Origin of the sequence: Niastella yeongjuensis, from assembly GCF_900110245.1 — a bacterium.
Classification (GTDB): domain Bacteria; phylum Bacteroidota; class Bacteroidia; order Chitinophagales; family Chitinophagaceae; genus Niastella; species Niastella yeongjuensis.
In genome coordinates, this window is record NZ_FOCZ01000022.1 from 42,299 (window position 1) to 64,260 (window position 21,962).

The following is a 21,962-nucleotide window of genomic DNA, read 5'->3' on the forward strand; positions in this document are numbered from 1 at the left end:
CCGGTTTTTGGCCAAAAAAATATGGTTTTTTGACACAAATCCACCGTATTCGATCTTTTTCAGTAAATTGAACATCTAACAATTGCCAGCATGAAAGCTCATGTTCAAAAGCTTCCGCTTTCAAAAAATTCTTCATTTATTGCCGATACGTTCATAACCCCTTATTTTGAAACGCCCTGGCATTATCATACAGAATACGAATTGGTGCTTATTATAAAAGGACAGGGGACCCGTTTTGTCGGCAATCATATTTCAGATTATAAAGAAGGCAATCTTACATTTATCGGTCCGGATGTGCCGCACCTGTTCCGGAAAGAAAATGCGAATGAAGAAGGCGGCTCGCTGGTGATCCATTTCCGCGAAGACTTTCTCGGTTCCACCTTTATACAAACACCGGAAATGCAGAAGATCGTTGCGTTGTTTCGCCGGTCGATGATGGGGTTGAACATTACCGGCCAAACTGCCCAGGTAGTGCGGGAGCAGATGTATCATTTACTCGATCTGCAGGGGATGGACAGGATTCTTCTATTGTTAAGCATTTTAAATATCCTGGCGCAATCAACCGAACTGGAGATGTTGTCGAGCGCTGAAGTGGCCGGACAAAACAGCCGGGACAACGATCGCCTGAACACGGTGTTCGATTATGTGATGACCCATTTTCGCAGCGAAATAAAACTCGAAGAGATTGCCGAGATCGTACACATGAGTTATTCCGGGTTCTGCCGGTATTTTAAAAACCGCACCAAGAAGAATTTCACTCATTTTGTAAATGAAGTACGTATAGGTTATTCGTGCAAACTGTTATTGGAAAAAGATGTAAGTGTGGCGAGCGCCTGCTACCTCGCGGGTTTTAATAACCTGGCCAATTTCAACGAACAATTCAAAAAGGTCCTTAAGCTCACGCCATACCAGTTCAAGCAAAAAAACAATGTTTATTAGCGTGGGGAAAAACGTTTTTATTAATATTGCTGCCAACTTGTAGCACTCATGAGGCAGACCTTAATGAACACCATCCTGCTGCTGGTAATTAGCATACCCGCTTTTACCCGGCAAATTGTAACACCCGGCGTTTCCAGCGAATTGTCAAAATACCGCCGGGCGGAAATTTCCAATATCCGTTACCAGCTCGATTTTCAGATCCCCGCCATCAAAACGGAACCCATTCCTGCAACGGAAACCATCTACTGCAATCTTACAACCAATGCACAGCCGCTGCAGATCGATTTCAAACAAAATGCCGATCATATACAAGCTTTGACAGTTAATGGAAAAACCGTTACCCCAAAGCTGGAAAACGAACACCTGGTAATTGCGCCCGCGTATTTGCATAAAGGAAGTAATACCATCAACCTGCAATTCACCGCCGGCGATGCTTCGCTGAACCGCAATGCCGAATATTTGTATGCCTTGTTTGTGCCGGACCGCGCCCGAACCGTATTTCCCTGTTTTGATCAACCCGATCTGAAGGCACGTTTTGCCTTAACGCTGCGGGTGCCAACCGGCTGGAAGGTGCTGGCCAATGGCAAATTAAAAGACAGCGCCATTAACGGGGCGCAAACGATTTATAATTTTATTGATTCAGACCTGCTGCCCACTTACCTCTTTTCATTTACTGCGGGAAAATATACGCGGGCAGGAAAACAGATCGGACAATATAATGCGGAGTTCCTTTATCGGGAGACCGATCCGGGTACCAATGTCGACTCCATTTTTCAGGCGCACGACAATGCGCTTCGTTTTCTGGAAACCTGGACGGGTATCCGCTATCCGTTTCAGAAAGTGGGTTTTGCTGCCATCCCTGATTTTCAGTTTGGCGGTATGGAGCACCCGGGAGAAGTTCAATATAAGGCGATGTCGCTCTTTTTGAAAGAACCCACCAAGGATCAGCTCATTGGCCGTATCGGGCTTATATCGCACGAGACGGCGCATATGTGGTTTGGTGACCTGGTGACCATGCAATGGTTCAATGATGTGTGGATGAAAGAAGTGTTTGCCAATTTTATGGCCGATAAAGTGGTGGAACAATTGATGGGCAGCGAAACGTTTAATCTCCAGTTTCTCACCGATCACTATCCCAGTGCTTATGGGGTTGATCGCACCCCCGGCGCCAATCCCATTCGACAGCAACTGGATAACCTGCAGGATGCCGGTTCTATGTATGGCAACATCATCTATCACAAAGCACCCATCATGATGCGGCAGATGGAATTGCTGATGGGGAAAGATAATTTCCGGAAAGGCATTCAGGAATACCTGAAGAAATACGCTTACAACAATGCCACCTGGAATGACCTGGTGCAGATCCTGGCCAAATACAGTAAGTACGACCTCCCCGGTTGGAACAAGGTTTGGGTGAATCAGCCCGGCCGCCCCGTTTTTGATTATACGATCAGTTACAAGGGAGATAAAATAGATAAACTTAATATCACGCAAAGCCCCGAAGCTGGCGCGGCACGCATTTGGCCGCAAACTTTCGCTATAACGCTGGTGTATGCAGACAGCATACATAGTATTCCGGTAAATATGAATACCGCGGGCATGCAGTTGAAAGCTGCCACCGGTTTAACCAAACCCCTGTTCATCCTGTTCAATTCAGATGGCATTGGGTATGGACTATTCCCGGCAGATAAATTGATGCTGGAACAGATCTTTAGTCAGAAAAGCGCCGTAAGCCGCGCCTCGGCGTATGTGAATATTTATGAGAATGTATTGTCGGGCCGATATATGACGCCGGCCGAACTGCTTGCATTGCTCACCAAAGGAGTAGCCATTGAAAAAGAAGAGACCAACCTCCGGCTGCTTACCAGTTACATTGGAAGTTTGTACTGGACGTTCACTCGACCTGCAGAAAGAGCCGCATTTGCTTTCCAATTAGAAGAGGCATTGTGGAATGCCATAGCAACGCAAACACAACCGAATAATAAAAAGGTATTGTTCAGGGCCTACCAGAATGTGTATGTAAGCGAAGTGGCAGGAAAACGTATGTACGAGATCTGGAAACAACAACAGCCACCTGCTGGTATTAAGCTGGCAGATGAAGATTACACGGCACTGGCGCTCACCATTGCATTAAAGAACGATACGGCCGTCACGGTCATCACGCAACAGCGTGATCGCATGAAAGATGCTGATAAAAAAGCAAGGCTTGATTTCTTAGTGCCATCGCTTTCTCCTGACGTTTCAGTTAGAGATAGCTTTTTTAACAGTCTCACCGACCGCAAGAACCGGGCGAAGGAAGCCTGGGTAATTATTGCACTGGGGTATTTGCATCATCCGTTGCGTCAATCCACATCGTATAAATATTTACCACAAAGTCTGGAGTTGGTAGAAGAGATCCAGCGTACAGGTGATATCTTTTTTCCGCAAAGCTGGCTGAGTGCCACTTTCGGTTCCTATCAAACAAAGGCTGCCTGGCAGGTTGTACAACAATTCCTTGAGAAACATCCGAGTTACAATCCCAGGCTGAAAGCGAAGATCCAGCAGGCAACGGACAACCTGTACCGGGCGCAGAAGCTGGGGGGTGGGTAATGAGATGGTATCATAATGGTAGGGTAATGGGCGGGGATTGCCCCGGGATGCTACAGGGACTGCCTGGGGGGCCTACGGGGATTGCCTGGTGTATAAGGCAATACCCAGGCAATGTTCAGGCAATACCCAGGCAATACCCAGGGGATTATACGACCATTAGGCTACAGGAAGGGTACTATCCTTTTATTACGATGCTGAATAAGAGGGATGTTATCACCATTATGGTTTAAGAGGTTCTCCATTGTTATCAACTTCATGCCCAAACCAAACAACTGAATAGTTTTTATAAATTCCTATTCCCCTTGCTTTCCATTCTCTGGCGTAAACTCCTTTGTTTAGCAGGGCCTCATTATGGTATTGGCTTCCTTTCCATAATGTCAATGCTTGTTTTGCATCGATAGGTTCAGAATATTGTGCAGCTATTTCGAAACCGTTTCCAGGATAGGAGGTAAGTTCTTTGGGTTTACTCCACATGCATAGTTTTTGTGTATGATCTGGTGTATAACAGCAGGGTTGCCATTTGCCTTTTCCTGACCAGCTGTGCATATTTAATTGCTGGTGGAATTTGGCTGGAAATGGAAAGGGCTGCGACTGTAATGAGTAAACAATAAAAAAGTATTCTATTCATAGATAATGTTTATAGGCTTAACTATATCTAATGGTTAAGCAAAACGCATAAATTCTGCAAATATTACTAAAAGGAAAGAGGCTGCACATAATACAGCCTCTCTTCCCAATAAAACCATAAAAAAAGGCCCACTTACGTGAAGCCTTTTTAGAAATCAGTTAGACCGGTTAACGTTATAGTTCTTTTACAGTGTGATCGAGGTTAACACCTGCGATCTCGTATTGATGTAACTGACCGGTAGTGTCTTTTAGGGTCATTACTATTTTGTATGGCTGTCCATCCTTAATATGGTAGCCATTAAGCCTAAAGGTGGCGCCAAACAAACCGGGATCACGTCCGCCTACTTTTTGGTTAAGGTTGTCAGACCAGTCACCATTGCCAGTCAATTCTTTGATGTCACTAATTGTAGCAGGCCAGCCTGTGTTACTCAAACCGATGGTAAGTTCTGGCCCTCCGTAACTTCCTAAACCGCGCCGCGTAATAACAGGCCCAAAATGGCGAACAACGTCTGTGGCTATATAGCTTTTTCCATCGTTCAACAGGTTGATCCCCTGTTTCTTTATTGCCTGCCTATTGCCGGAGGTTAAATAATCTTTCACAAAAGCAGCCTGCAATTGTTTGTTGGATATTTTAACAGAGGGTAGGGTGCTTGCATGGCGGGTGTATTCATCGTCTACCTCAAAGGCTTTGGCATCAGTTACGGGGGGAGTCATTTCCACAGGGGTAACTGTTATTTGATCGCCATTTATATCTTCTATTTTTAAATAGATAGTCGTGTCTGACAAGCCATTCCCCAGCCGCTGTACGGTGATAAAATCCTTTGTTGTCAGGTGTTGCCGTTTGGAATCCAATACGGCCATTTCTGCGTTGAAGAGTTTAACAGCCTCTTCTTTAGATGGGTACTTCGGGTGGTTGCTATTCATTACGATAAGGATCACTATCAAAGCAAATAGTAATGGTCCGGTATAGGTATAAAACGGGGTTTTTATTGCAGCCGCAGTGGCTGAGGCATTTATCTGCGTTTGCAGATCCGCAGGCACTTCGTATAATTGATTGCCTCTGCGGATCGTCCATATTTTACCCAGGCTAAAAAACGGGATAAAGCAAAAATGAAAATACTTTTGTCGTACCTCAATGCTCATGCCGAATTCTTCTCTTTGTGCTATACCAAGATCTTGAAAAGAAAAACTACGGAGTTTAAAACTGTTCCAACCAACGGCGATTCTCATAGGAATAGGGATAAATGTTAAATGCGTATATTTTTAATGTGTTCGTGGTAATAAATATAGAATGAAGAATTGATAGTTGCAAGTTGGGCTGGCCGCTAATCCCCGTTTTGGGTAGGCGTATCTTCGATTTGGCGGAGGAGTCTTTCTATACGTTTGTCCGGGATCAGCCAGATCAGAGCGGCAGAAACGTAAATCAAACCTGAAATAATAGGATAGAGCCACGCAAATGCAATGGCTGCTAAATAAAGGACAGGGGAGATCTTACCTTTTATATCTTTTCCAATAGCTTTTTTAAGCAGCGAATCCTGCCCCTGACTCTTAATGATCAGGTTTTGTAAAATGACATACGCAATGGCCGCCATTAAAAGAACACAACCATATAGGGATAATGGAGCAGCTGAAAGATGGTTTTCGCCTATCCATCCGGTTGCAAAGGGTACCAACGACAACCAAAACAGGAGGTGTAAATTTGCCCAGAGTATGCCACCGGTAACCTGGTGAACGGTAGACACCATGTGGTGGTGATTATTCCAATAGATACCGATGTAAAGGAAACTTAAGGCATAGCTCAGAAAAACAGGAATTACGTCTTTCAAGTCGGAAAACTGTTCGCCGTGGGGCACTTTTATTTCCAGCACCATAATGGTAATAATGATGGCCATTACTCCATCGCTAAATGCTTCGAATCTTGCTTTTTTCATTATAGATTTTTAATGTTGGCTTGGGAAAGCTAAACAAAATATAATAAATCTATGCTGAACCCAATATATTTACTCATTACTATAAAAAAAAGGCTCCACTTTCGTGAAGCCTTCGTTCTGTTCAATAAGAGCGTGCAACCATTTTAGGAAATAGGAAGCGTTTCTACTTCTACTATCACAATGGCTTCTCCCTGGGTGGGGGCTGTCGTATCCTCCACCAATCGCACTGATATTTCACCATTGCCTGCAGTGTAAATATCGTCCTGGCAGGGAATAGCCGTTAAGTTAATACCCGTGAATAACTAGGTAGTGTGATCGTAAAGTGGGGGATACAGGAAGTTATATTACCATTGTTTGTCCAACTTAATGGCTTCTTTCAGTAGACGAACTATTTTCTGTTGATTGATCTCTTCAGGAGTTTTATAAATTTTATAGAAGATCTGCTTGTTAGTCCCATGAGTTAGATACTTGTCAACGTCTTTAAGTTTATTGCCGTACCAAAATCCAAAGAGAACACCTTCATGGATCCCGCCTCTTTGAATAGTCGCGGGCCAGATAATACAAATACCCTTTTTGCCATAGAAGTAAGGGACGTTATATGAGATCTTCTCCTTGCAGTAATGGGGAAGGGTGTCGAGCACAAGCTGTCTCAATACATCAACGATTATCTTTTCGTTTTCGGGAAGCAACTCATACAGTTGAATCAGGGATTTGATTTTTTCAGGCATCAGTCAATTTACTGATTATTTGCACAGATTATAGCGTTCTGGTCAACTTACAAATAACTTACTTTTAAATAATCTATTGCCAGGCTGACTTTTCTGCCTGCGCCAATTCCAATTAGATTTCCATAGAATGGAGCAAAAGGCATTTTGTAAAATTGTGTTCCGTTAATAAAAAAGGAATAAGTGTTACCTGTTTTCCTGATCAGATACACATTAAAATCTTCCGGGTTAAGGATGGCTTTTTGTAACGAACCATTTTGTATTGTACAATCGCTCTGATTTATCCCGTCACAGAATTCTACAAAAGCAAAGCCGTCTTTAGCGAAAGTAAAGCAATAGCCGATCTTTGCTTCCCGCCCCCAAAAAAGCATGCTGTAATAATTTTTGTGATCGGACTTACCACTTACTATTTTTATTCGTGTTTCTATTTCAAAATCTTTGTGCGTATCAATTTTCACTTCCTGCGCGTCTCCACATGCCCGGCCTACGGCAGTTAAATAATAAAACCCCGAATCAATTCTTGCGTTTATATACTTATGATCACCAACTGTCCATTTGTTATTATTGTTGTTAAAGTCATCAAAGAAAATAGCGCCAGGTGTTAAAGTGTTCTTTTCTGTTGCAGCTATTGGTTGACTGGATGTAACGGTTTGACCTAAGCAAGTAGAGGTCGTAAAAAAAGCGATAAGAGCGATTATTGTTCTCATTGGTAATTGGTCGTTAAACGTGCTGCTAACATAATGAATAAATCGGTAATTAAAAATTGGTTAATAATACCGGGCTGTTATGCAAAAATAACGTTGGAGTGAATACCCTTTCGGGAAGTTTCGTCAACATTAGGGGAAGTACGGATACCTGAGCAAGGGGAAACATGTTTTATTTTTGCATTATCAATTAGCAAAGGAATTTTTGTATTTACAATTTAACAAAATGGAAAACATGTTTAAAGTCCTGAAAAGAGAAGAGGTTTCTGCAAAAAATCAACAAGTATTCGACCAATTAAAAAAAGTATTCGGATTTATTCCCAATTTGTATTCAGCATTCGCCTATTCCGAAAACGCACTTGAAGCTTACATTAATCTTAAAAACAGCAAGACATCATTAACCAAAAAAGAGGTAGAAGCGGCAACACTGGTGGTGAGCCAAGTGAATAACTGCGTATATTGCCTAAGCGCCCATACCGTGGTCGCCAAACTAAACGGTTTCACCGAAGAACAGACCCTTGAATTAAGAAAAGGGTTTGCGAGTTTTGACAAAAAGCTGGATGCTTTGGTAAAGCTTGCCAAACAGCTTTCGGCGGAAAGACATCCGGGCGACGGCACATTAGTAACTGATTTTTTTGAAGCCGGGTATTCAAAAGAAAATCTTATCGATTTGATCGTCCAGATCGGCGATAGAACGATCAGCAACATAGTTCATGCCGTAACCCAGGTGCCGAATGAGTATCCTTTGGCAAAAAGCATTGACTAATCAAGCTGTATGCAATTAACACATTGAGTAACCTCCAAAAGTGAAATCATGTTAAAGATAAAAGTAAAATCTGAATAGGAATGATCAGGGAATACAGCGAAAATGCCACATCGGCGCGGTTTGTCATGCACAGCGGCAATAAATTGTTTTCTGGGAAGGGACTTGACGATTCAAGTCCTTACCCTTTAAAGACCTTGGTTTATAACAAGGGTAAGTCCCAGGAAGTGCTCATCGATGCAATATCCTATACGATGCCTGCACGTAGTATTCTTCCGCTCGTTTCCAATCAGCATTTTACATTTCAACATCCTGAATCCCTAACCGCCTGGCAGTTCAACCGCGATTTTTACTGTATTATTGATCACGATATTGAAGTGGGTTGTGTCGGTTTTCTCTTCTACGGTATCCGACATCCGATGTTTATAACGCTGAATGAGGAAGAGGCTGAGGAAATGTCCTCTCTGGAAAAAGTGTTTTCCAATGAACTGATGATAAGAGACAATTTTCAGGGAGAAATGCTTCGTATCTTGTTAAAAAGAGTCATCATAAAGACCACCAGGATTGCAAAGAAGCAGAGCGAAAGTTACCAGCAATTTCCGGACGAAAAAATGGATATTGTTAGAAAATTCGCACTACTGTTGGAAGAAAATTTTACGAAGGAGCATAATGTCAGCTTTTATGCGGCTGCACTCAATAAATCGCCCAAAACTTTGAGCAATGTCTTTGCTTTGTTAAAGCAACCAGCACCATCTACGATCATCCGGAACAGGCTTATTATGGAGGCCAAACGTTACGTCCATTTTACAGAGAAGTCTTCAAAAGAAATAGCTTATGAACTTGGATTTGAAAGCCGGGCACATTTCAGCAGGTTCTTTAAACAATATGCCGGAACAAGCGTCTCAACATTTAGGAATCTCTGAAAAAGGAGTATCTATATACAAAATCTGACTGCATCAAATGAGTAACTATCTTCCGTCATATGTTCTGGTTATCGCGCTAACTTTTTTCGTCGCCGGGTTCGTCAAGGGTGTGTCCGGGATGGGCCTGCCAACCGTCGCCATGGGTGTCCTCAGTGCGTTCATATCGCCAGTCAGCGCGGCTTCGCTACTGATTATTCCATCCTTTGTCACCAATGTTTGGCAACTCTTAACGGGGCGGAACTTACTAGTTCTGATAAAAAGGCTTTGGGTGATGATGCTCGGCATCATGGTTGGCACACTTGCTGGTTCGTCGCTTCTGACGAGTGCCAATAAAGTATATGCGAGCGTTGGATTGGGCACTGCCCTGATCGTTTATGCGTTACATGGCTTGTTTACGAAACCATTTTCGGTTCCTGCGCGCTTCGAACGTCTACTGTCGCCGGTCATTGGGGTGACAACCGGGTTGATCAACGGAGTAACCGGGATTTTCACACTTCCAGCCGTTCCTTATCTCCAGGCCCTCGGGCTTTCCAAAGATGATCTTATTCAAACAATGGGACTGTCGTTCACGGTCTCAACAATTGCACTTGCGATGGGCCTGGCCCGTAGCGGAGCATTCCATCTTGGAAATATTGCCATGTCCGCACTCGCGATAATTCCGGCTTTGATAGGCATGTTGGTAGGAACAATGGTTCGTAAGCACATAGGCCCGGCAACCTTTCGGCGATGCTTTCTGATCTTCATCGGAATTCTTGGTCTCGAACTCGCCGTTCACCCTTTCTTCCAGTGACCAGAATGGACAAATTGTTATAGGTAATAATTTGTAAAATAGATGGCTGGAGAAAATTAGCAAGAAGGGATTTGATTATGAAATAGATTTTAAAAAATGAATAAACTAGAAGGAAATACCCTTGCTTACTGCAAAGCAATCAGCATCTGAATTTCTGTGTGACTTATATTTTCCGATAAATCCGGTAATTGCCGCCGGTCGCCTACCAGATCATTAAAGATTTGCTCACTTTATTCATTATAAAAACTAACAACCCTTTGAAACAGCTCTTTAAAGCTACCGTGTCCATCTTTTGTATATTAACGTTCCCGCTAGATAGAGGCCCATTCTAGAATAAACTTCATGTTTTTCACTTTTGATAAGTAACCCTTTCAAAATGAAAGGGTTTTGATTTTCTTCCCATTTGCTTCAACGTATGTTCCCTTCTGAAATAACCTATTTTCCTGGAGCTTTAGGGTGGTGCCAGTATTTTTTCAATTCAGGCATTGGTTTAGTATACTTCTACCCAAAAAAGAAATGAAAGTATATGTATACTGAGATATTTGGAGTAATGATCATATTCACCCTAACCGTGGCACTTGCTATCCCGTTCGGGAAGTACATTGCCAAAGTGTATTCTGAAGAAAAAACGTTTCTGGATCCAATTCTTTATCCTATTGAAAGGTTTATATATCGCTTTATAAGAGTTGATCCCAACAGGGAAATGAACTGGAAACAACACCTGGTTACACTACTAAACATTAATGTAATATGGTTTCCGCTGGTTTTTTTCATTTTAATGAACCAGGACTGGCTGCCAATGAATCCGGATAAAATACCTGCCATGTCACCAGATCTGGCATTTCATTCTACCTGTGCATTTATAACCAATTGTAACCAGCAGCACTATTCGGGAGAAACTGGCATGAGCTACCTGTCGCAAGTTGTTATTATGTTTTCTCTCTTTTTCTTAACCCCTTCCATTACGTTGGCTGCAATGGCGGTATTATTTAATGCATTAAGGGAAAGAAGTACAAAAAAACTCGGTAATTTTTATAATTATTATATCAGGTCAATTACCCGGATTTTGCTTCCCTTATCATTTGCAGTAGCTGTTATTTTCCTGTTTAATGGTATACCGATGACCTTTAAAGGAGCAGACACATATACAACTCTACAGGGAGACATTTCCCATGTGGCAACAGGACCCATCGCAGCATTTGAATCTATTAAGATGTTGGGATTAAATGGAGCTGGTTTCTTTGGGGTAAACTCTGCACATCCTTTTGAGAACCCTAATCAGGTCACTAATATTATTGAAAACATTTTACACCTGCTACTTCCCATTGCTACAGTATTTGCACTAGGGTATTACCTTAAACGGAAAAAACTGGCATGGGTGATCTTCGGTGTAATGACGCTAGGTTTTTTATTGCTGCTAATTCCCGCCCTTCATTATGAATTGCAAGGTAATCCTGCCATCACACAAATGGGTATTGATAATTCCATAGGAAATATGGAAGGAAAAGAGATCCGCTTTGGCAATGTAGGTTCCACATTCTGGAGCATTACAGCAACTGCAGGAATGGAGGGAGCTGTAACCAGTATGCATGACAGCTATATGCCATTATCAGGCGGCATGCAATTGCTTGGCATAATGGTTAATGCGCTGTACGGAGGCGTAGGCACAGGTGTTCTTGGATTCTTTATTATTATTATACTCACTGTGTTTATAGGCAGCCTGATGGTTGGAAGAAGTCCAGAGGTGCTTGGGAAAAAAATTGGTATGCGTGAAATCAAGATTACGGTGATCATTACGTTACTGCACCCTTTCCTTTCCCTTACAGGTACTGCACTTGCGTGTGCTTTTCCCATGCTTACCACTCCCACGCTAAACAATCCGGGTTTCCATGGATTCACCGAAATGCTTTATGAATATACCTCTGCTTCTTCTGGAAGTGGCAGTGGTTTTGAAGGCTTAGGAGACAATACTCCGTGGTGGAATATCAGTTGCGCGATCGTTATTTTGATCGGACGCTACTTGCCTATCATAGGAGTAGTTGCCATAGCAGGAAGTCTTGCAGAAAAAAAATATATGGGTGATAGCCCGGGTACATTAAAAACAGACAGTGTCACGTTTGGCCTGATGGTGTTCGGCTTAATATTTATAGTTGCCGCATTAACATTTTTTCCTGCATTTGCCTTAGGTCCTTTTGCAGAACACTTTTCAATCATTTCACACTAAATAAAAAAGAGGTAAAAACAAGTAAAAAAAGTCATGTAACCATTTGTCCGATTGTCCTGAAGTCAAATAAGAATCCTTCAAATACAATAATTTGAAGGATTCTTATCTTACAGGCGATAAGACACATAGCTTATGCTATTCTTAACGCCAATTATCGTTGGTTTTTCTTAATAAGATTTAATCCCTTTTATGCTATAGAAGATTTCCAGAAATTCCAACTCCTCATTTTTTTGCGATCCATGTATGGATTCGATGCCGTTTTCCAATTCCTCATCAGTAAAGGTCTCAAGAACCGACATATACCTGTTTCGAACCATTTCAATGTATTTTGTTTTTGAGAGTATAATGGGGTAAGAAATAATATTAAATGAAGTGGTAAATCCGGCTAATTGAAGATAACTAATTATTTCAACCCGGGATGGTTGTTTTCTTTCGAATCGACTCAACGCTTCTTCGAACAAAGGATAGTTCAGCCGCCGGGGTTCAAGTAAAATCAAAATTGATCCGTTGCTTGTTAATTGTTGATGCAATCCTTTGAATAATTGTAATCTATCTTCTTTTTGAATATGATGTATGAACTCCTTCATGTATACCCTGTCATAAACATGGCTTTCCTTTGAAAACTCAACTGCGTCCCTGCATACCTGCTTTATACGTTTGTCTTTATTCCTGGTAAGCATCATGTAGCTATTATCTACGCAGATCATTTGAATTGATGGAACTTTATTTAGAACCTCCTTTGCAAATATTCCTGTACCTGACCCAACTTCAACAATTGTTTCATAGTTTTTTATCGGCAGGTCTTCAACGATCTTGTTTGTAAAGTAATTGATATAATCATCAGAATAGCGGTAGTACTCATCATAATGCGATGCCAAATTTGTGTAATGGTCCATTTTATTATTTTATTTAATCTAACAACTTTATTTATAAATTATAGCCATTTCTTTCTTTTAAACAAGTACAAAGTAAGAAGTGAAGATCCAACAATCAACAATATGGCAAGCGGGTATCCAAAGTGCCAGCTAAGCTCAGGCATGGATTTAAAATTCATTCCATAGATGCTGGCAATTAATGTGGGTGGCATAAATACAACTGCAACGATTGTGAAAATTTTAATTGTTTTATTTTGTTCTATGTTTATTAGTCCTAAAAGTGTATTTTGTAAATATTCAAGGCGGATAAAAATAAAGGAAGTGTATTCGAGCATGGCATTGATATCTTTGATCAGGATTTTAAGTCTTTCTTTGTTGTCAAATACATTGCTTTTTAGGAGCGCTGAGGCAACCCGCTGCTTATCAATAAAACTTTCTCTTGAAAGCGTGGTTGCTTCCTGGTAATCACTGATCTTTAACAACGTTCCTTCCATGTCAACGCTATTTTTTAAGGACAAGCTTCTGCCCACCGAAGCAATATTTTTTGCTATTTGTTCTATAAAGTCTGCATCAAAATCAAATTTTGTTTCAAGAATCCCTTCCAGAACATCACTTCCATTTTTGAATCCTTTCCTGTTTCGCTTAATTTTTTTTGTGGTTTCTTCAAATGAAGCTAAGTCGGCATTCCTTTCGGTTATGAGTACATTGTTCAATAGATAAATAAAAACAGGGGTGCTTTCGAAATTATTTTCCTTCAGGGCTATAAAATTTGCACTGATGAAAATGAAATCTTCCGATTCATAAAATCTTGGATTGCTTTCGAGTTCATTTTCTAACTTCAACTTATTAAAATCAATTTTAAAAACAGCTATAACTTCCCTGCTTTCGTGATCAGTGGGAAATTGTAAATCAACCCAGCATATTTTTTCAAAAGATATTTGCTTAAGACAATCTACCCCTTCGCCTTTTTTTATTTCTGTTTCGCTGTGATAGTAAACTCTGAGCATCTCTTTACTTTAGAAAATAAAATTGTATAAACTGCACAGTTATGCCACCACCCTGGTATAAAGTGAATATAGTGTAGGAGGCATTATAGATTCTATAATATGCTGGCGACCTTTTTTAATTAGGTTGTGTGGTATCGGCCCACCGAACGTTTTTATAGATCATAAACGAATAAAACATGTTGTCACTGGATGGCACCTTAAATGCACCTTTAGCTTTCATTAAATAAGCTGCAATTGCTGTCATTTCCCATCCATCAAATTCGTCTGCAGGCCATTTAGGATTAGTCAGTTTTTCAAATCCTCTTTTGTATCCATAGTCTCGGATCCTACTAATTTCAGAATTAACTTTTTCCTCTAAACGTGGGTTTTTCCACGCCCAAAGCCAGGTTTTTGATTTAAAAGAAAATAGACCCACCTCCTCAAAATCAACAATAAGTCTCTTAATGCCATGTGCGCCAAAGATCAACTCACCTTTATATTGGTCATAACGCCAATCTATACAGTTGTTGATTTTATAAACTGCATTACAAGAGTCTTGTTCCTTATTTAAATATTGTGATGCCTTTTTTGAAAGGTTTTCAAATGAAATGGAATTCAAATCATGTAACTGTCTGGTAGTGTACTTCTCTAATTGAGTGACACAGCCAAAAAACGAGAAAAGCCCCATAGATTGTCTGGATTTAGCATGTGCATTAGGTTCATTTGCACAATTAATTAAATCTCAAATTAAAGGCCTGTTTGCGGTTAGGCAGAAACTATATTATAATTACCTGAACGAAAGTTACTTATAGGTGTGCGGCGGGATATCAGATAACACTGTTCCGAGAAACCTTTTCAAAATGAAAGGGTTGATTATCAAAATGAATGTTTTAATAAGGTGAATCATTAGGCTCCTATCATTTTGAATGGGTTTCGTCAAAATGATAGATCAGTCCGATGGATATTAACCGGTTTGTTAATAGATTATTCACTTTAATCACTTGATCAATATTTGTTTGGATACGGAAGGCCGCCGGTAGGCGTTCGCGGCCCCGTCCGTCCGCCAGCTGGCGGATATGAATCCAACACTAAATACAATAAAAAAAGGCTCCACTTTCGTGAAACCTTTGCAGTCTGTGTAGCGGGATCGGGCGAAATGTCTAACCAGTTAATAGAAGACTTGATTGCATTAGACAGCTTGTCTGCTGATTAATGAGGCTTAAGTTTGAAATAGAAACCGTATTAAAATCAAGTGTTTTGGCCGTATAGATTTACTCAATTTGGCCAAAACTGATGCTTTCCATGCATTTATGGCCAAATTGAAGTATGGAAATAATTGGGCGAAAAGATGAACTAGAGCTCTTAAAGCGAGTTAAGGAAGAGATATCTTCCTCATTTATAGCTATTTATGGCAGAAGGCGGGTGGGTAAAACCTTTTTAATCAGAAACGCCTTTAATAACGACTTTGATTTTTCTGTTACTGGCCTTTTTAAAGTAAGCCTGGTACAGCAACTAATAAACTTCCGTGCATCTCTTTTGAAATATAATCCAGATGCTGAAAGCATAGAGCCTGCTAAAGATTGGTTTACGGCATTCCAGCAACTTGCCAATTTATTAGAGTCAGGCCGCGCAGGAAAAAAGGTTATTTTTTTGGATGAACTTCCATGGTTTGATACACCTCAATCTGGCTTTATCTCTGCACTCGAACATTTTTGGAATTCCTGGGCTAGTGCAAGAACTGATATAGTTCTAATAGTATGTGGCTCGGCAGCAGGATGGATAATCAGTAAGCTTATCAATAACAAAGGGGGGCTACATAATCGGGTTACAAATCGTATCAGGCTGGAACCGTTTACTTTAAAAGAATGCTCTGAATTTCTACTGTCCAGGAGAGCAAATTTTGATCGTTATCAGATTATACAATTGTATATGGTTTTGGGAGGAATCCCTTTTTATCTGGAGCAAGTAGATGGTAGTCTAAGTGCGGCACAAAACATCAATAGATTATGCTTTCAAAAAGATGGCATTTTGCGTGCCGAGTTTGATAACCTCTACAGATCATTATTTGAAAATGCCGGTAAGCATATTGCCATTGTAGAAGCTTTAAGCAAGAAAACTAAGGGTTTAACACGTAGTGAATTAATTGATGAGGCTAAACTTCCTTCAGGCGGGAGTCTTACAAAAATCCTTTCTGAATTAGAAGAAAGCGGATTTATAAGAAAGTATACAGCGTATGGGAATAAAGAAAAAAACAACTTGTATCAATTAATTGATTTTTATTCCCTTTTTTATTTGCGGTTTATCAGGAAAAGTAGCATTCTGGACGATAATGGTTGGATCAATAGTCTGGATAGTCCGGCGCAGCGAGCATGGAGCGGTTATTCTTTTGAGCAAGTTTGTTTGGCTCATGTAAGGCAAATAAAACAGGCGCTGGGTATTAGTGGGGTTCAAGCAACAACCTCCGCCTGGGTAAGTAACAGCGAGTCAGGAGCGCAAATAAATCTGCTTATTGACAGGCGAGATCATGTAATCAACGTCTGTGAAATGAAATTCTCTCTTAATGCTTTTACCATAGATAAGAAATATGCAGAGGAACTAAGAAATAAAATTGGCGTTTTTACTTCAGAAATAAAAACACGTAAGTCTATCTATTTAACGATGATCACAACGTTTGGATTGGCTACAAACCAATATTCGATGTCGCTTGTACAGAATGATCTTACTATGGATGTGTTATTCGAATAGAGCCATATTAATTATGGAGTGGCTTGAAAAAATTTTTATTTATCATTACATCCCAAATCCCATCTTCCCTCTGTGAAACAAATATTGGTGGAATTGGAATCCCTAATAAAATTGATTCGATTAGTTTGGTTTTTTGATTAGATGTCCATCTAAAAAATCGTTGGAATTCAGGATGATGTCAATTTCTTTGTCCTTGTAGAGTGACATTAATTCACCAATTGATAACACGTACCCGTCTGTGTGAATTTGTTTTGTCCTTTTTTCTATTTCGTCCTGTAATGCCATAATGAAATGATTTAGATATCGACTTCTTATAAAATTAATATAATACGAAATTATGTGTTATATGTAATTTAAAATTGTATAAACGATCCATGAGTATACCTGTGGATGGGACAAAAATAAAAAAGGCTCCACTTTCGTGAAACCTTTGCAGTCTGTGTAGCGGGATCGGGAGTTGAACCCGAGACCTTTGGGTTATGAATCCAACGCTCTAACCACCTGAGCTATCCCGCCAATTATAAGTTGAACCCGAGTCCGCCAGCTGGCGGATATGAATCCAACGCTTCTCCATCATTCCACACATTTTACTGTGCCTTGAATAATGGGGTGCAAAAATAGAAAAAAATCATTGTCCGGAAAATTTTATTAAGGAATTATGAGACAATTATTTAAGAAAAATGACTTTTGAGGTTGAAAATGGCAATTTAAACTGGTCAACTGGTTAACCCGTCAACTTTTCAACACCCTTGCTCAAAACCTAAAAAACGCTGATCTTCGCGTTTTGGTAAAAGGCTCGGCTTAGGAGCCTTTTTTTCATTTTATAAAGACCCTGTGGCTATGAGTAAACAAAATTTGACTGAGCAACAAACTGCTGTCATAAAATCCAGTGGCAATCTTCGTATCAATGCGGTGGCCGGTTCGGGTAAAACCACCACCATCATTGAATACGCCGCCTCCCGGCCAAAGAATGCCCGCATTCTGTATCTGGCCTTTAATAAATCGGTGAAACTGGAAGCTACCCGCAAGTTCGAGGAGTATGGTCTTACCAATACAAAGGTGGAAACAGCCCATTCCCTGGCATTCAAAAATATCGTATACAAGTTCAATTATAAGGTAAAAGCCCAGGGGTATAAAAACAGCGAGATCTGTAAACTGCTCGATATCCGCGGCAATGAAGAAAAACATGCGGAATTTGTAGTCGCCAATCACATCAGCAAGTTCGCTGCTTATTTCTGCAATAGCGATAAGGTAAAAGTGCAGGACCTGAACTACCTCGATACCATAGCAGATGCTAATGCCAAAACATTTGTACGTTCCTATTATAAATATATCGAGGATGGCACCAGGCTGTTGCTGGCGAAAATGGACCGTAATGAAATCGAGATCACACACGATTTCTACCTGAAGAAATTTCAATTATCGAACCCCGACCTGCCTTACGATTACATTCTTTTTGATGAAGCGCAGGACGCTTCTGCCGCTATGCTCGATGTATTCATGAAGCAAACAGCCATCAAAGTAATCGTGGGCGACACCCACCAACAGATCTACGGCTGGCGGCACGCTGTAAACTCATTAGACAAAGCCAGTTTCAATACCTTACAATTATCTACCAGCTTCCGGTTTCCCCAGGAAATTGCCAACCTGGCCATTGAAGTGCTTAGCTGGAAGAATCATTTATTCGAAACCAAACCGGTAGCTATTGCCGGTAAAGGTCCCGGGGTAAAGGATGTAGTGAAGGCTACGATTGCCCGTACCAATCTGGGACTGTTGCTGAATGCCATCGATTATATTACCGATAATAAAGTAAAACACATCTACTTTGAAGGAAATATCAATTCGTATACGTATGGTGATGATGGTACTTCCCTGTACGATGTGCTGAATTTATACAATGGTAATCACGATCGCATCCGGGACCAGCTGGTAGGTTCTATGAAAAACATCGACGACCTGGAAGAATATGTTGAAAAAACAGAAGACCACACACTGGCTACCATGATTGAAATAGTTCGTGAATATGGGAATGAGGTGCATGGCATTATTAAATCGTTGAAAGAATTACATACCGGCGATGAAAACCGGAACAAGGCTGAAATGATCTTCTCCACCGTACACCGCGCCAAGGGAATGGAATATGATGTGGTACACCTGGTAAACGATTTCCTGTCGGAAAGTAAATTGAAAGACCTGAAAGAAAAACATAAAAACGACAAGACCGTCACTTTCGACACAGCCCGCCTCAATGAGGAGATCAACCTGCTCTACGTAGCCATTACCCGTACGCGTAATAAATTGTTTATTCCGGAAACTTTATTGCCAAAGGATTTTCCTGCTTCTGCCCGCATCATAAAAGTGAAAGCCAGGGAAGCTGAATTGAGCTATAATTACAATGCTGTTGAAAAAACAGTTTTGAAACCCGCTGCTGTTAAAAAGAAAATTGTTACCACCGCGCCCAAAGAAAGAGCATACAATGTGTTGAAAAGAGAAACCAACAAAGATGCTTACAAACCCTGGACTCCCGAACTGGATGATGAACTGAAAAACCACTACGACAATGGCACTGCCCTTGGTAAAATAGCCGCTCATTTCGGCAGAACCAAAGGCGCCATCATTTCCCGCCTTAAAAAGCTAAATCACTATTTCGACGAGGAATAACAATCAATGAATTATAAACTCTTTTAATAAAAGAAGAGAAAATATTTGGTGAATTATACCATTCGGTATATTTTTGTGTCGTTATGACAAAAGCAGAACGTACAAGACATTTTATAGTGGAAAAAGCAGCCCCCATCATCAACCGGAAGGGGATGGCTGGTACCTCTATCAATGATATTGTAGAGGCTACAAGTCTGACCAAGGGTAGTGTATATGGTAATTTTGAAAGCAAGGACGAGATCTGTCTGGAAGCCTTCGACTACCTGGTAAAAAGGGTAGGGGCTGATATGAGTCAGGCTATGTCGCGCGGAACTACCAGCCGCGAAAAACTGGATGCACTTTTTAGTTATTACATTAGCAATGTAACTGGTGAGAACAATTATGGCTGCCCCATTATGAATTTTGGCACTGAAGCAGATGACACTAATCCGGCAGTAAAAGTGAAAGTAAACAAGGCCATTGTCAATACCCAAAGCGTATTTGCTAAAATAATCCGCGCGGGAATTGAAAGTGGGGAGTTTAAAAAAACAGTAGACGCAGACGCGTTCGCCATAAAAGCCTTCGCCATGATTGAAGGTGGTATGTGGATCGCCCGACTGCAAGGTTCTCCTAAACAATTGCTGTTGATCATCGACGTATTGAAACAGGAAATTAATGACTATTGCCAATAGTCCTTTTTTTTGAACTAAAATATACCGATCGGTATAAAATAAAGAAAGACAAACAATTAAAACAGATAATATGAACATTCAAAACAAAACCATCCTGGTTACAGGAGGTGGTGCAGGAATTGGCTTTGCTATAGCCAAAAAGTTATCAGGAAATGGTAACAGCCTTATTCTGGCAGGTAGAAGAGAAAACGTATTAAAGGAAGCTGTAGCCCAACTGCCCAACGCAACCTACATTGTTACCGATGTTACCAAAGATGCAGATGTAGACAACCTGGTGAAGCAAGTGAAGGCTAAATTCGGCGGGCTTGATATCCTGGTGAATAATGCGGGTACAGGTTTTTATTACCAGCTCGACAGTGATGCTGGAAAAGCGTATGAAAATGCCAGATTGGAGATAGAGCTGAATTACCTGTCTGTTGTAAATCTTACAGAACGTTTTCTGCCTTTCCTGAAAGCCAGTAAAGATGCAGCGATCATCAATGTGGAATCCATTGTTTCCTATTTGCCAGCTATTTCACTGCCTACGTATAGTGCTACAAAAGCGGCCTTGCACTCATATGCACTGGCATTGCGGCTGACGTTAGAACAATCAAATCCGCATATCAAAGTATTTGAGGTATTCCCTCCTTATGTTGATACAGATCTTACAAAAGGCATAGAAGCGGAAAAGATCACAGCTGAGGAAGTAGCCCAGGATTTATATAATGCCTTGCAAAAGAATGAATATGCTGTAAGAAATGGAATTACAAAGGATGTATATGTGGCTTACAGGCAATCACCAGAAGATTTCTTAAAGGTATTTAATCAAATAGAAGCTTAAAAAAGAGTGAGCTTTTTAACAAACCACCTTTGAGCTCTTAAACAAAGCTTACAAGTCCTGTAAGTACCAACTTTGTGGTAATAAAATTAATCACCATGACAAAAGTTTGGTTCATTACAGGCAGTTCCCGGGGATTGGGAAGAGCACTTACAGAAGCCGTATTAGCTAAAGGCGATAAAGTAGCGGCAACCGCACGTACCCCGCAGCAGTTAGATGACCTTGTATCGAAATATCCGCAGCAGATACTTCCACTCAGGTTAGATGTAACGAATAAGAAAGAGATCACCTCCGCTGTTGAACAGGCTGTTACTCATTTTGGCCGTATAGATGTATTAGTGAACAATGCCGGATTTGGCGTAGTTGGCGCAGCTGAAGCGTTTACCGATGAACAGGTACGCAGTCAGCTCGAAACGAATCTCTATGCCCCTATTGAAATTACCCGCGTGGTATTGCCCTACATGCGTAAGCAAAGAGGTGGCCGCATTTTGCAGATCAGTTCTGTTGGTGGCCGTTCCGGTAATCCGGGCGTATCTGTTTATCAGGCTGCGAAGTTTGGTTTGAGTGGATTTTCAGAAGCCTTATCAAAAGAGGTGGCGCCATTGGGTATCAAGGTCACTTCGGTTGAGCCGGGTGGTTTCCGCACCGATTGGGCTGGTGACTCTATGACTTATGCGCCTGCTATTGAAGGTTATGAAACAACTGTTAATGCCCGTGCTGAATATTTTCAAAGCGGTAAATTTGTACCCGTAGGCGATCCGGTAAAAGCAGCGCAGGCAATGGTAAACCTGGTTGAACATCCTGAGCCACCTATGCACCTGATATTGGGTAGCGAAGCGGCTGGTATGTTAAAACAGGCCGATGAAAACAGAAAAGCCGAATTTGAAAAATGGCTGCCTGTATCATTGTCTACAGATCATGATGAGGCCATCAATTTCCTGGAAACAGAATACGGGAAAGAATTGCTTGGCAAAAAATAAGGATCTTTGTTA

Annotated in this window: 19 protein-coding genes, 1 tRNA gene and 1 pseudogene; 11 read left to right on the top strand and 10 right to left on the bottom strand. The window is 41.0% G+C overall.

Annotation, left to right across the window (positions count from 1 at the left end):
- The first annotated feature begins 90 nt into the window (after positions 1 to 90).
- Both BMX95_RS32410 and BMX95_RS32415 read left to right on the top strand, forming a co-directional pair.
- Positions 91 to 939: an AraC family transcriptional regulator gene (locus BMX95_RS32410; protein ID WP_081197058.1), complete on the top strand. Its 849-nt coding sequence runs from the start codon at positions 91 to 93 to the stop codon at positions 937 to 939.
- A 48-nt stretch (positions 940 to 987) separates the two neighbouring features.
- Positions 988 to 3,528 (top strand): M1 family aminopeptidase, encoded by a 2,541-nt coding sequence (locus BMX95_RS32415; protein WP_090519722.1) that lies wholly within the window; start codon positions 988 to 990, stop codon positions 3,526 to 3,528.
- Positions 3,529 to 3,747: 219 nt separating this feature from the next.
- Here the strand turns inward: BMX95_RS32415 and BMX95_RS32425 are convergent, their stop codons facing one another.
- The 5 genes from BMX95_RS32425 to BMX95_RS32445 form a co-directional block, all read right to left on the bottom strand.
- Positions 3,748 to 4,002, bottom strand: a complete 255-nt coding sequence (locus tag BMX95_RS32425) for a hypothetical protein (protein ID WP_081197055.1) — start codon at positions 4,000 to 4,002, stop codon at positions 3,748 to 3,750.
- 327 nt (positions 4,003 to 4,329) lie between these two features.
- On the bottom strand, positions 4,330 to 5,385 hold the full coding sequence (locus tag BMX95_RS32430; protein WP_081197054.1) for a hypothetical protein: 1,056 nt from the start codon (positions 5,383 to 5,385) through the stop codon (positions 4,330 to 4,332).
- Positions 5,386 to 5,480: 95 nt separating this feature from the next.
- Complete coding sequence (locus BMX95_RS32435) at positions 5,481 to 6,086, bottom strand: TMEM175 family protein (RefSeq protein WP_081197053.1); 606 nt, start codon at positions 6,084 to 6,086, stop codon at positions 5,481 to 5,483.
- A 344-nt stretch (positions 6,087 to 6,430) separates the two neighbouring features.
- On the bottom strand, positions 6,431 to 6,814 hold the full coding sequence (locus tag BMX95_RS32440; protein ID WP_081197052.1) for a DUF1801 domain-containing protein: 384 nt from the start codon (positions 6,812 to 6,814) through the stop codon (positions 6,431 to 6,433).
- A gap of 47 nt (positions 6,815 to 6,861) precedes the next feature.
- Complete coding sequence (locus tag BMX95_RS32445; protein ID WP_081197051.1) at positions 6,862 to 7,518, bottom strand: hypothetical protein; 657 nt, start codon at positions 7,516 to 7,518, stop codon at positions 6,862 to 6,864.
- 232 nt (positions 7,519 to 7,750) lie between these two features.
- Here BMX95_RS32445 and BMX95_RS32450 point away from each other — a divergent pair, with 232 nt between their 5' ends.
- From BMX95_RS32450 to kdpA, 4 genes are all read left to right on the top strand, one after another.
- Positions 7,751 to 8,281 carry a carboxymuconolactone decarboxylase family protein gene (locus tag BMX95_RS32450; RefSeq protein WP_242672952.1) on the top strand — a complete coding sequence of 177 codons (531 nt, stop codon included), beginning with the start codon at positions 7,751 to 7,753 and terminating at the stop codon, positions 8,279 to 8,281.
- Positions 8,282 to 8,361: 80 nt separating this feature from the next.
- Entirely contained in the window at positions 8,362 to 9,201 is an 840-nt protein-coding gene (locus tag BMX95_RS32455; RefSeq protein WP_081197049.1) for a helix-turn-helix domain-containing protein, read from the top strand.
- Between the two features lie 37 nt (positions 9,202 to 9,238).
- Entirely contained in the window at positions 9,239 to 9,991 is a 753-nt protein-coding gene (locus BMX95_RS32460) for a sulfite exporter TauE/SafE family protein (protein ID WP_081197048.1), read from the top strand.
- A gap of 526 nt (positions 9,992 to 10,517) precedes the next feature.
- Complete coding sequence (gene kdpA / locus BMX95_RS32465) at positions 10,518 to 12,215, top strand: potassium-transporting ATPase subunit KdpA (protein WP_081197047.1); 1,698 nt, start codon at positions 10,518 to 10,520, stop codon at positions 12,213 to 12,215.
- Between the two features lie 167 nt (positions 12,216 to 12,382).
- Here kdpA and BMX95_RS32470 read toward each other — a convergent pair whose 3' ends face one another.
- The 3 genes from BMX95_RS32470 to BMX95_RS32480 form a co-directional block, all read right to left on the bottom strand.
- A complete protein-coding gene (locus tag BMX95_RS32470; RefSeq protein ID WP_081197046.1) occupies positions 12,383 to 13,111 on the bottom strand; it encodes a class I SAM-dependent methyltransferase in 729 nt (242 codons plus the stop codon).
- 38 nt (positions 13,112 to 13,149) lie between these two features.
- A complete protein-coding gene (gene corA, locus BMX95_RS32475) occupies positions 13,150 to 14,097 on the bottom strand; it encodes a magnesium/cobalt transporter CorA (RefSeq protein ID WP_081197045.1) in 948 nt (315 codons plus the stop codon).
- A gap of 115 nt (positions 14,098 to 14,212) precedes the next feature.
- Positions 14,213 to 14,764, bottom strand: coding sequence for a DUF6882 domain-containing protein (locus tag BMX95_RS32480; RefSeq protein ID WP_081197044.1), 552 nt, complete (start codon positions 14,762 to 14,764; stop codon positions 14,213 to 14,215).
- Between the two features lie 638 nt (positions 14,765 to 15,402).
- Between BMX95_RS32480 and BMX95_RS32485 the strand changes: the two genes are divergently transcribed.
- Positions 15,403 to 16,821, top strand: coding sequence for an AAA family ATPase (locus tag BMX95_RS32485; RefSeq protein ID WP_081197043.1), 1,419 nt, complete (start codon positions 15,403 to 15,405; stop codon positions 16,819 to 16,821).
- 7 nt (positions 16,822 to 16,828) lie between these two features.
- Here the strand turns inward: BMX95_RS32485 and BMX95_RS35915 are convergent.
- Positions 16,829 to 16,981: pseudogene (locus BMX95_RS35915) on the bottom strand (DUF262 domain-containing protein); the annotation flags it as partial.
- Between the two features lie 282 nt (positions 16,982 to 17,263).
- Positions 17,264 to 17,337: transfer RNA gene (locus BMX95_RS32495), tRNA-Met, on the bottom strand.
- 324 nt (positions 17,338 to 17,661) lie between these two features.
- Here BMX95_RS32495 and BMX95_RS32500 point away from each other — a divergent pair.
- From BMX95_RS32500 to BMX95_RS32515, 4 genes are all read left to right on the top strand, one after another.
- Positions 17,662 to 19,482, top strand: a complete 1,821-nt coding sequence (locus BMX95_RS32500) for a UvrD-helicase domain-containing protein (protein WP_081197042.1) — start codon at positions 17,662 to 17,664, stop codon at positions 19,480 to 19,482.
- 83 nt (positions 19,483 to 19,565) lie between these two features.
- Entirely contained in the window at positions 19,566 to 20,153 is a 588-nt protein-coding gene (locus tag BMX95_RS32505) for a TetR/AcrR family transcriptional regulator (RefSeq protein ID WP_081197041.1), read from the top strand.
- A gap of 70 nt (positions 20,154 to 20,223) precedes the next feature.
- Complete coding sequence (locus BMX95_RS32510) at positions 20,224 to 20,973, top strand: SDR family oxidoreductase (protein WP_081197040.1); 750 nt, start codon at positions 20,224 to 20,226, stop codon at positions 20,971 to 20,973.
- A gap of 95 nt (positions 20,974 to 21,068) precedes the next feature.
- Positions 21,069 to 21,950 (top strand): oxidoreductase, encoded by an 882-nt coding sequence (locus BMX95_RS32515; RefSeq protein WP_081197039.1) that lies wholly within the window; start codon positions 21,069 to 21,071, stop codon positions 21,948 to 21,950.
- Positions 21,951 to 21,962: the final 12 nt, after the last annotated feature.

What these genes read in the sequence shown, in the direction of transcription:
- BMX95_RS32410 (WP_081197058.1), top strand. Translation starts at nt 91, where the DNA reads ATGAAAGCTCATGTTCAAAAGCTTCCGCTTTCAAAAAATTCTTCATTT.
- BMX95_RS32415 (WP_090519722.1), top strand. Translation starts at nt 988, where the DNA reads ATGAGGCAGACCTTAATGAACACCATCCTGCTGCTGGTAATTAGCATA.
- BMX95_RS32425 (WP_081197055.1), bottom strand. Translation starts at nt 4,002, where the DNA reads ATGTGGAGTAAACCCAAAGAACTTACCTCCTATCCTGGAAACGGTTTC.
- BMX95_RS32430 (WP_081197054.1), bottom strand. Translation starts at nt 5,385, where the DNA reads ATGAGAATCGCCGTTGGTTGGAACAGTTTTAAACTCCGTAGTTTTTCT.
- BMX95_RS32435 (WP_081197053.1), bottom strand. Translation starts at nt 6,086, where the DNA reads ATGAAAAAAGCAAGATTCGAAGCATTTAGCGATGGAGTAATGGCCATC.
- BMX95_RS32440 (WP_081197052.1), bottom strand. Translation starts at nt 6,814, where the DNA reads ATGCCTGAAAAAATCAAATCCCTGATTCAACTGTATGAGTTGCTTCCC.
- BMX95_RS32445 (WP_081197051.1), bottom strand. Translation starts at nt 7,518, where the DNA reads ATGAGAACAATAATCGCTCTTATCGCTTTTTTTACGACCTCTACTTGC.
- BMX95_RS32450 (WP_242672952.1), top strand. Translation starts at nt 7,751, where the DNA reads ATGTTTAAAGTCCTGAAAAGAGAAGAGGTTTCTGCAAAAAATCAACAA.
- BMX95_RS32455 (WP_081197049.1), top strand. Translation starts at nt 8,362, where the DNA reads ATGATCAGGGAATACAGCGAAAATGCCACATCGGCGCGGTTTGTCATG.
- BMX95_RS32460 (WP_081197048.1), top strand. Translation starts at nt 9,239, where the DNA reads ATGAGTAACTATCTTCCGTCATATGTTCTGGTTATCGCGCTAACTTTT.
- kdpA (WP_081197047.1), top strand. Translation starts at nt 10,518, where the DNA reads ATGTATACTGAGATATTTGGAGTAATGATCATATTCACCCTAACCGTG.
- BMX95_RS32470 (WP_081197046.1), bottom strand. Translation starts at nt 13,111, where the DNA reads ATGGACCATTACACAAATTTGGCATCGCATTATGATGAGTACTACCGC.
- corA (WP_081197045.1), bottom strand. Translation starts at nt 14,097, where the DNA reads ATGCTCAGAGTTTACTATCACAGCGAAACAGAAATAAAAAAAGGCGAA.
- BMX95_RS32480 (WP_081197044.1), bottom strand. Translation starts at nt 14,764, where the DNA reads ATGGGGCTTTTCTCGTTTTTTGGCTGTGTCACTCAATTAGAGAAGTAC.
- BMX95_RS32485 (WP_081197043.1), top strand. Translation starts at nt 15,403, where the DNA reads ATGGAAATAATTGGGCGAAAAGATGAACTAGAGCTCTTAAAGCGAGTT.
- BMX95_RS32500 (WP_081197042.1), top strand. Translation starts at nt 17,662, where the DNA reads ATGAGTAAACAAAATTTGACTGAGCAACAAACTGCTGTCATAAAATCC.
- BMX95_RS32505 (WP_081197041.1), top strand. Translation starts at nt 19,566, where the DNA reads ATGACAAAAGCAGAACGTACAAGACATTTTATAGTGGAAAAAGCAGCC.
- BMX95_RS32510 (WP_081197040.1), top strand. Translation starts at nt 20,224, where the DNA reads ATGAACATTCAAAACAAAACCATCCTGGTTACAGGAGGTGGTGCAGGA.
- BMX95_RS32515 (WP_081197039.1), top strand. Translation starts at nt 21,069, where the DNA reads ATGACAAAAGTTTGGTTCATTACAGGCAGTTCCCGGGGATTGGGAAGA.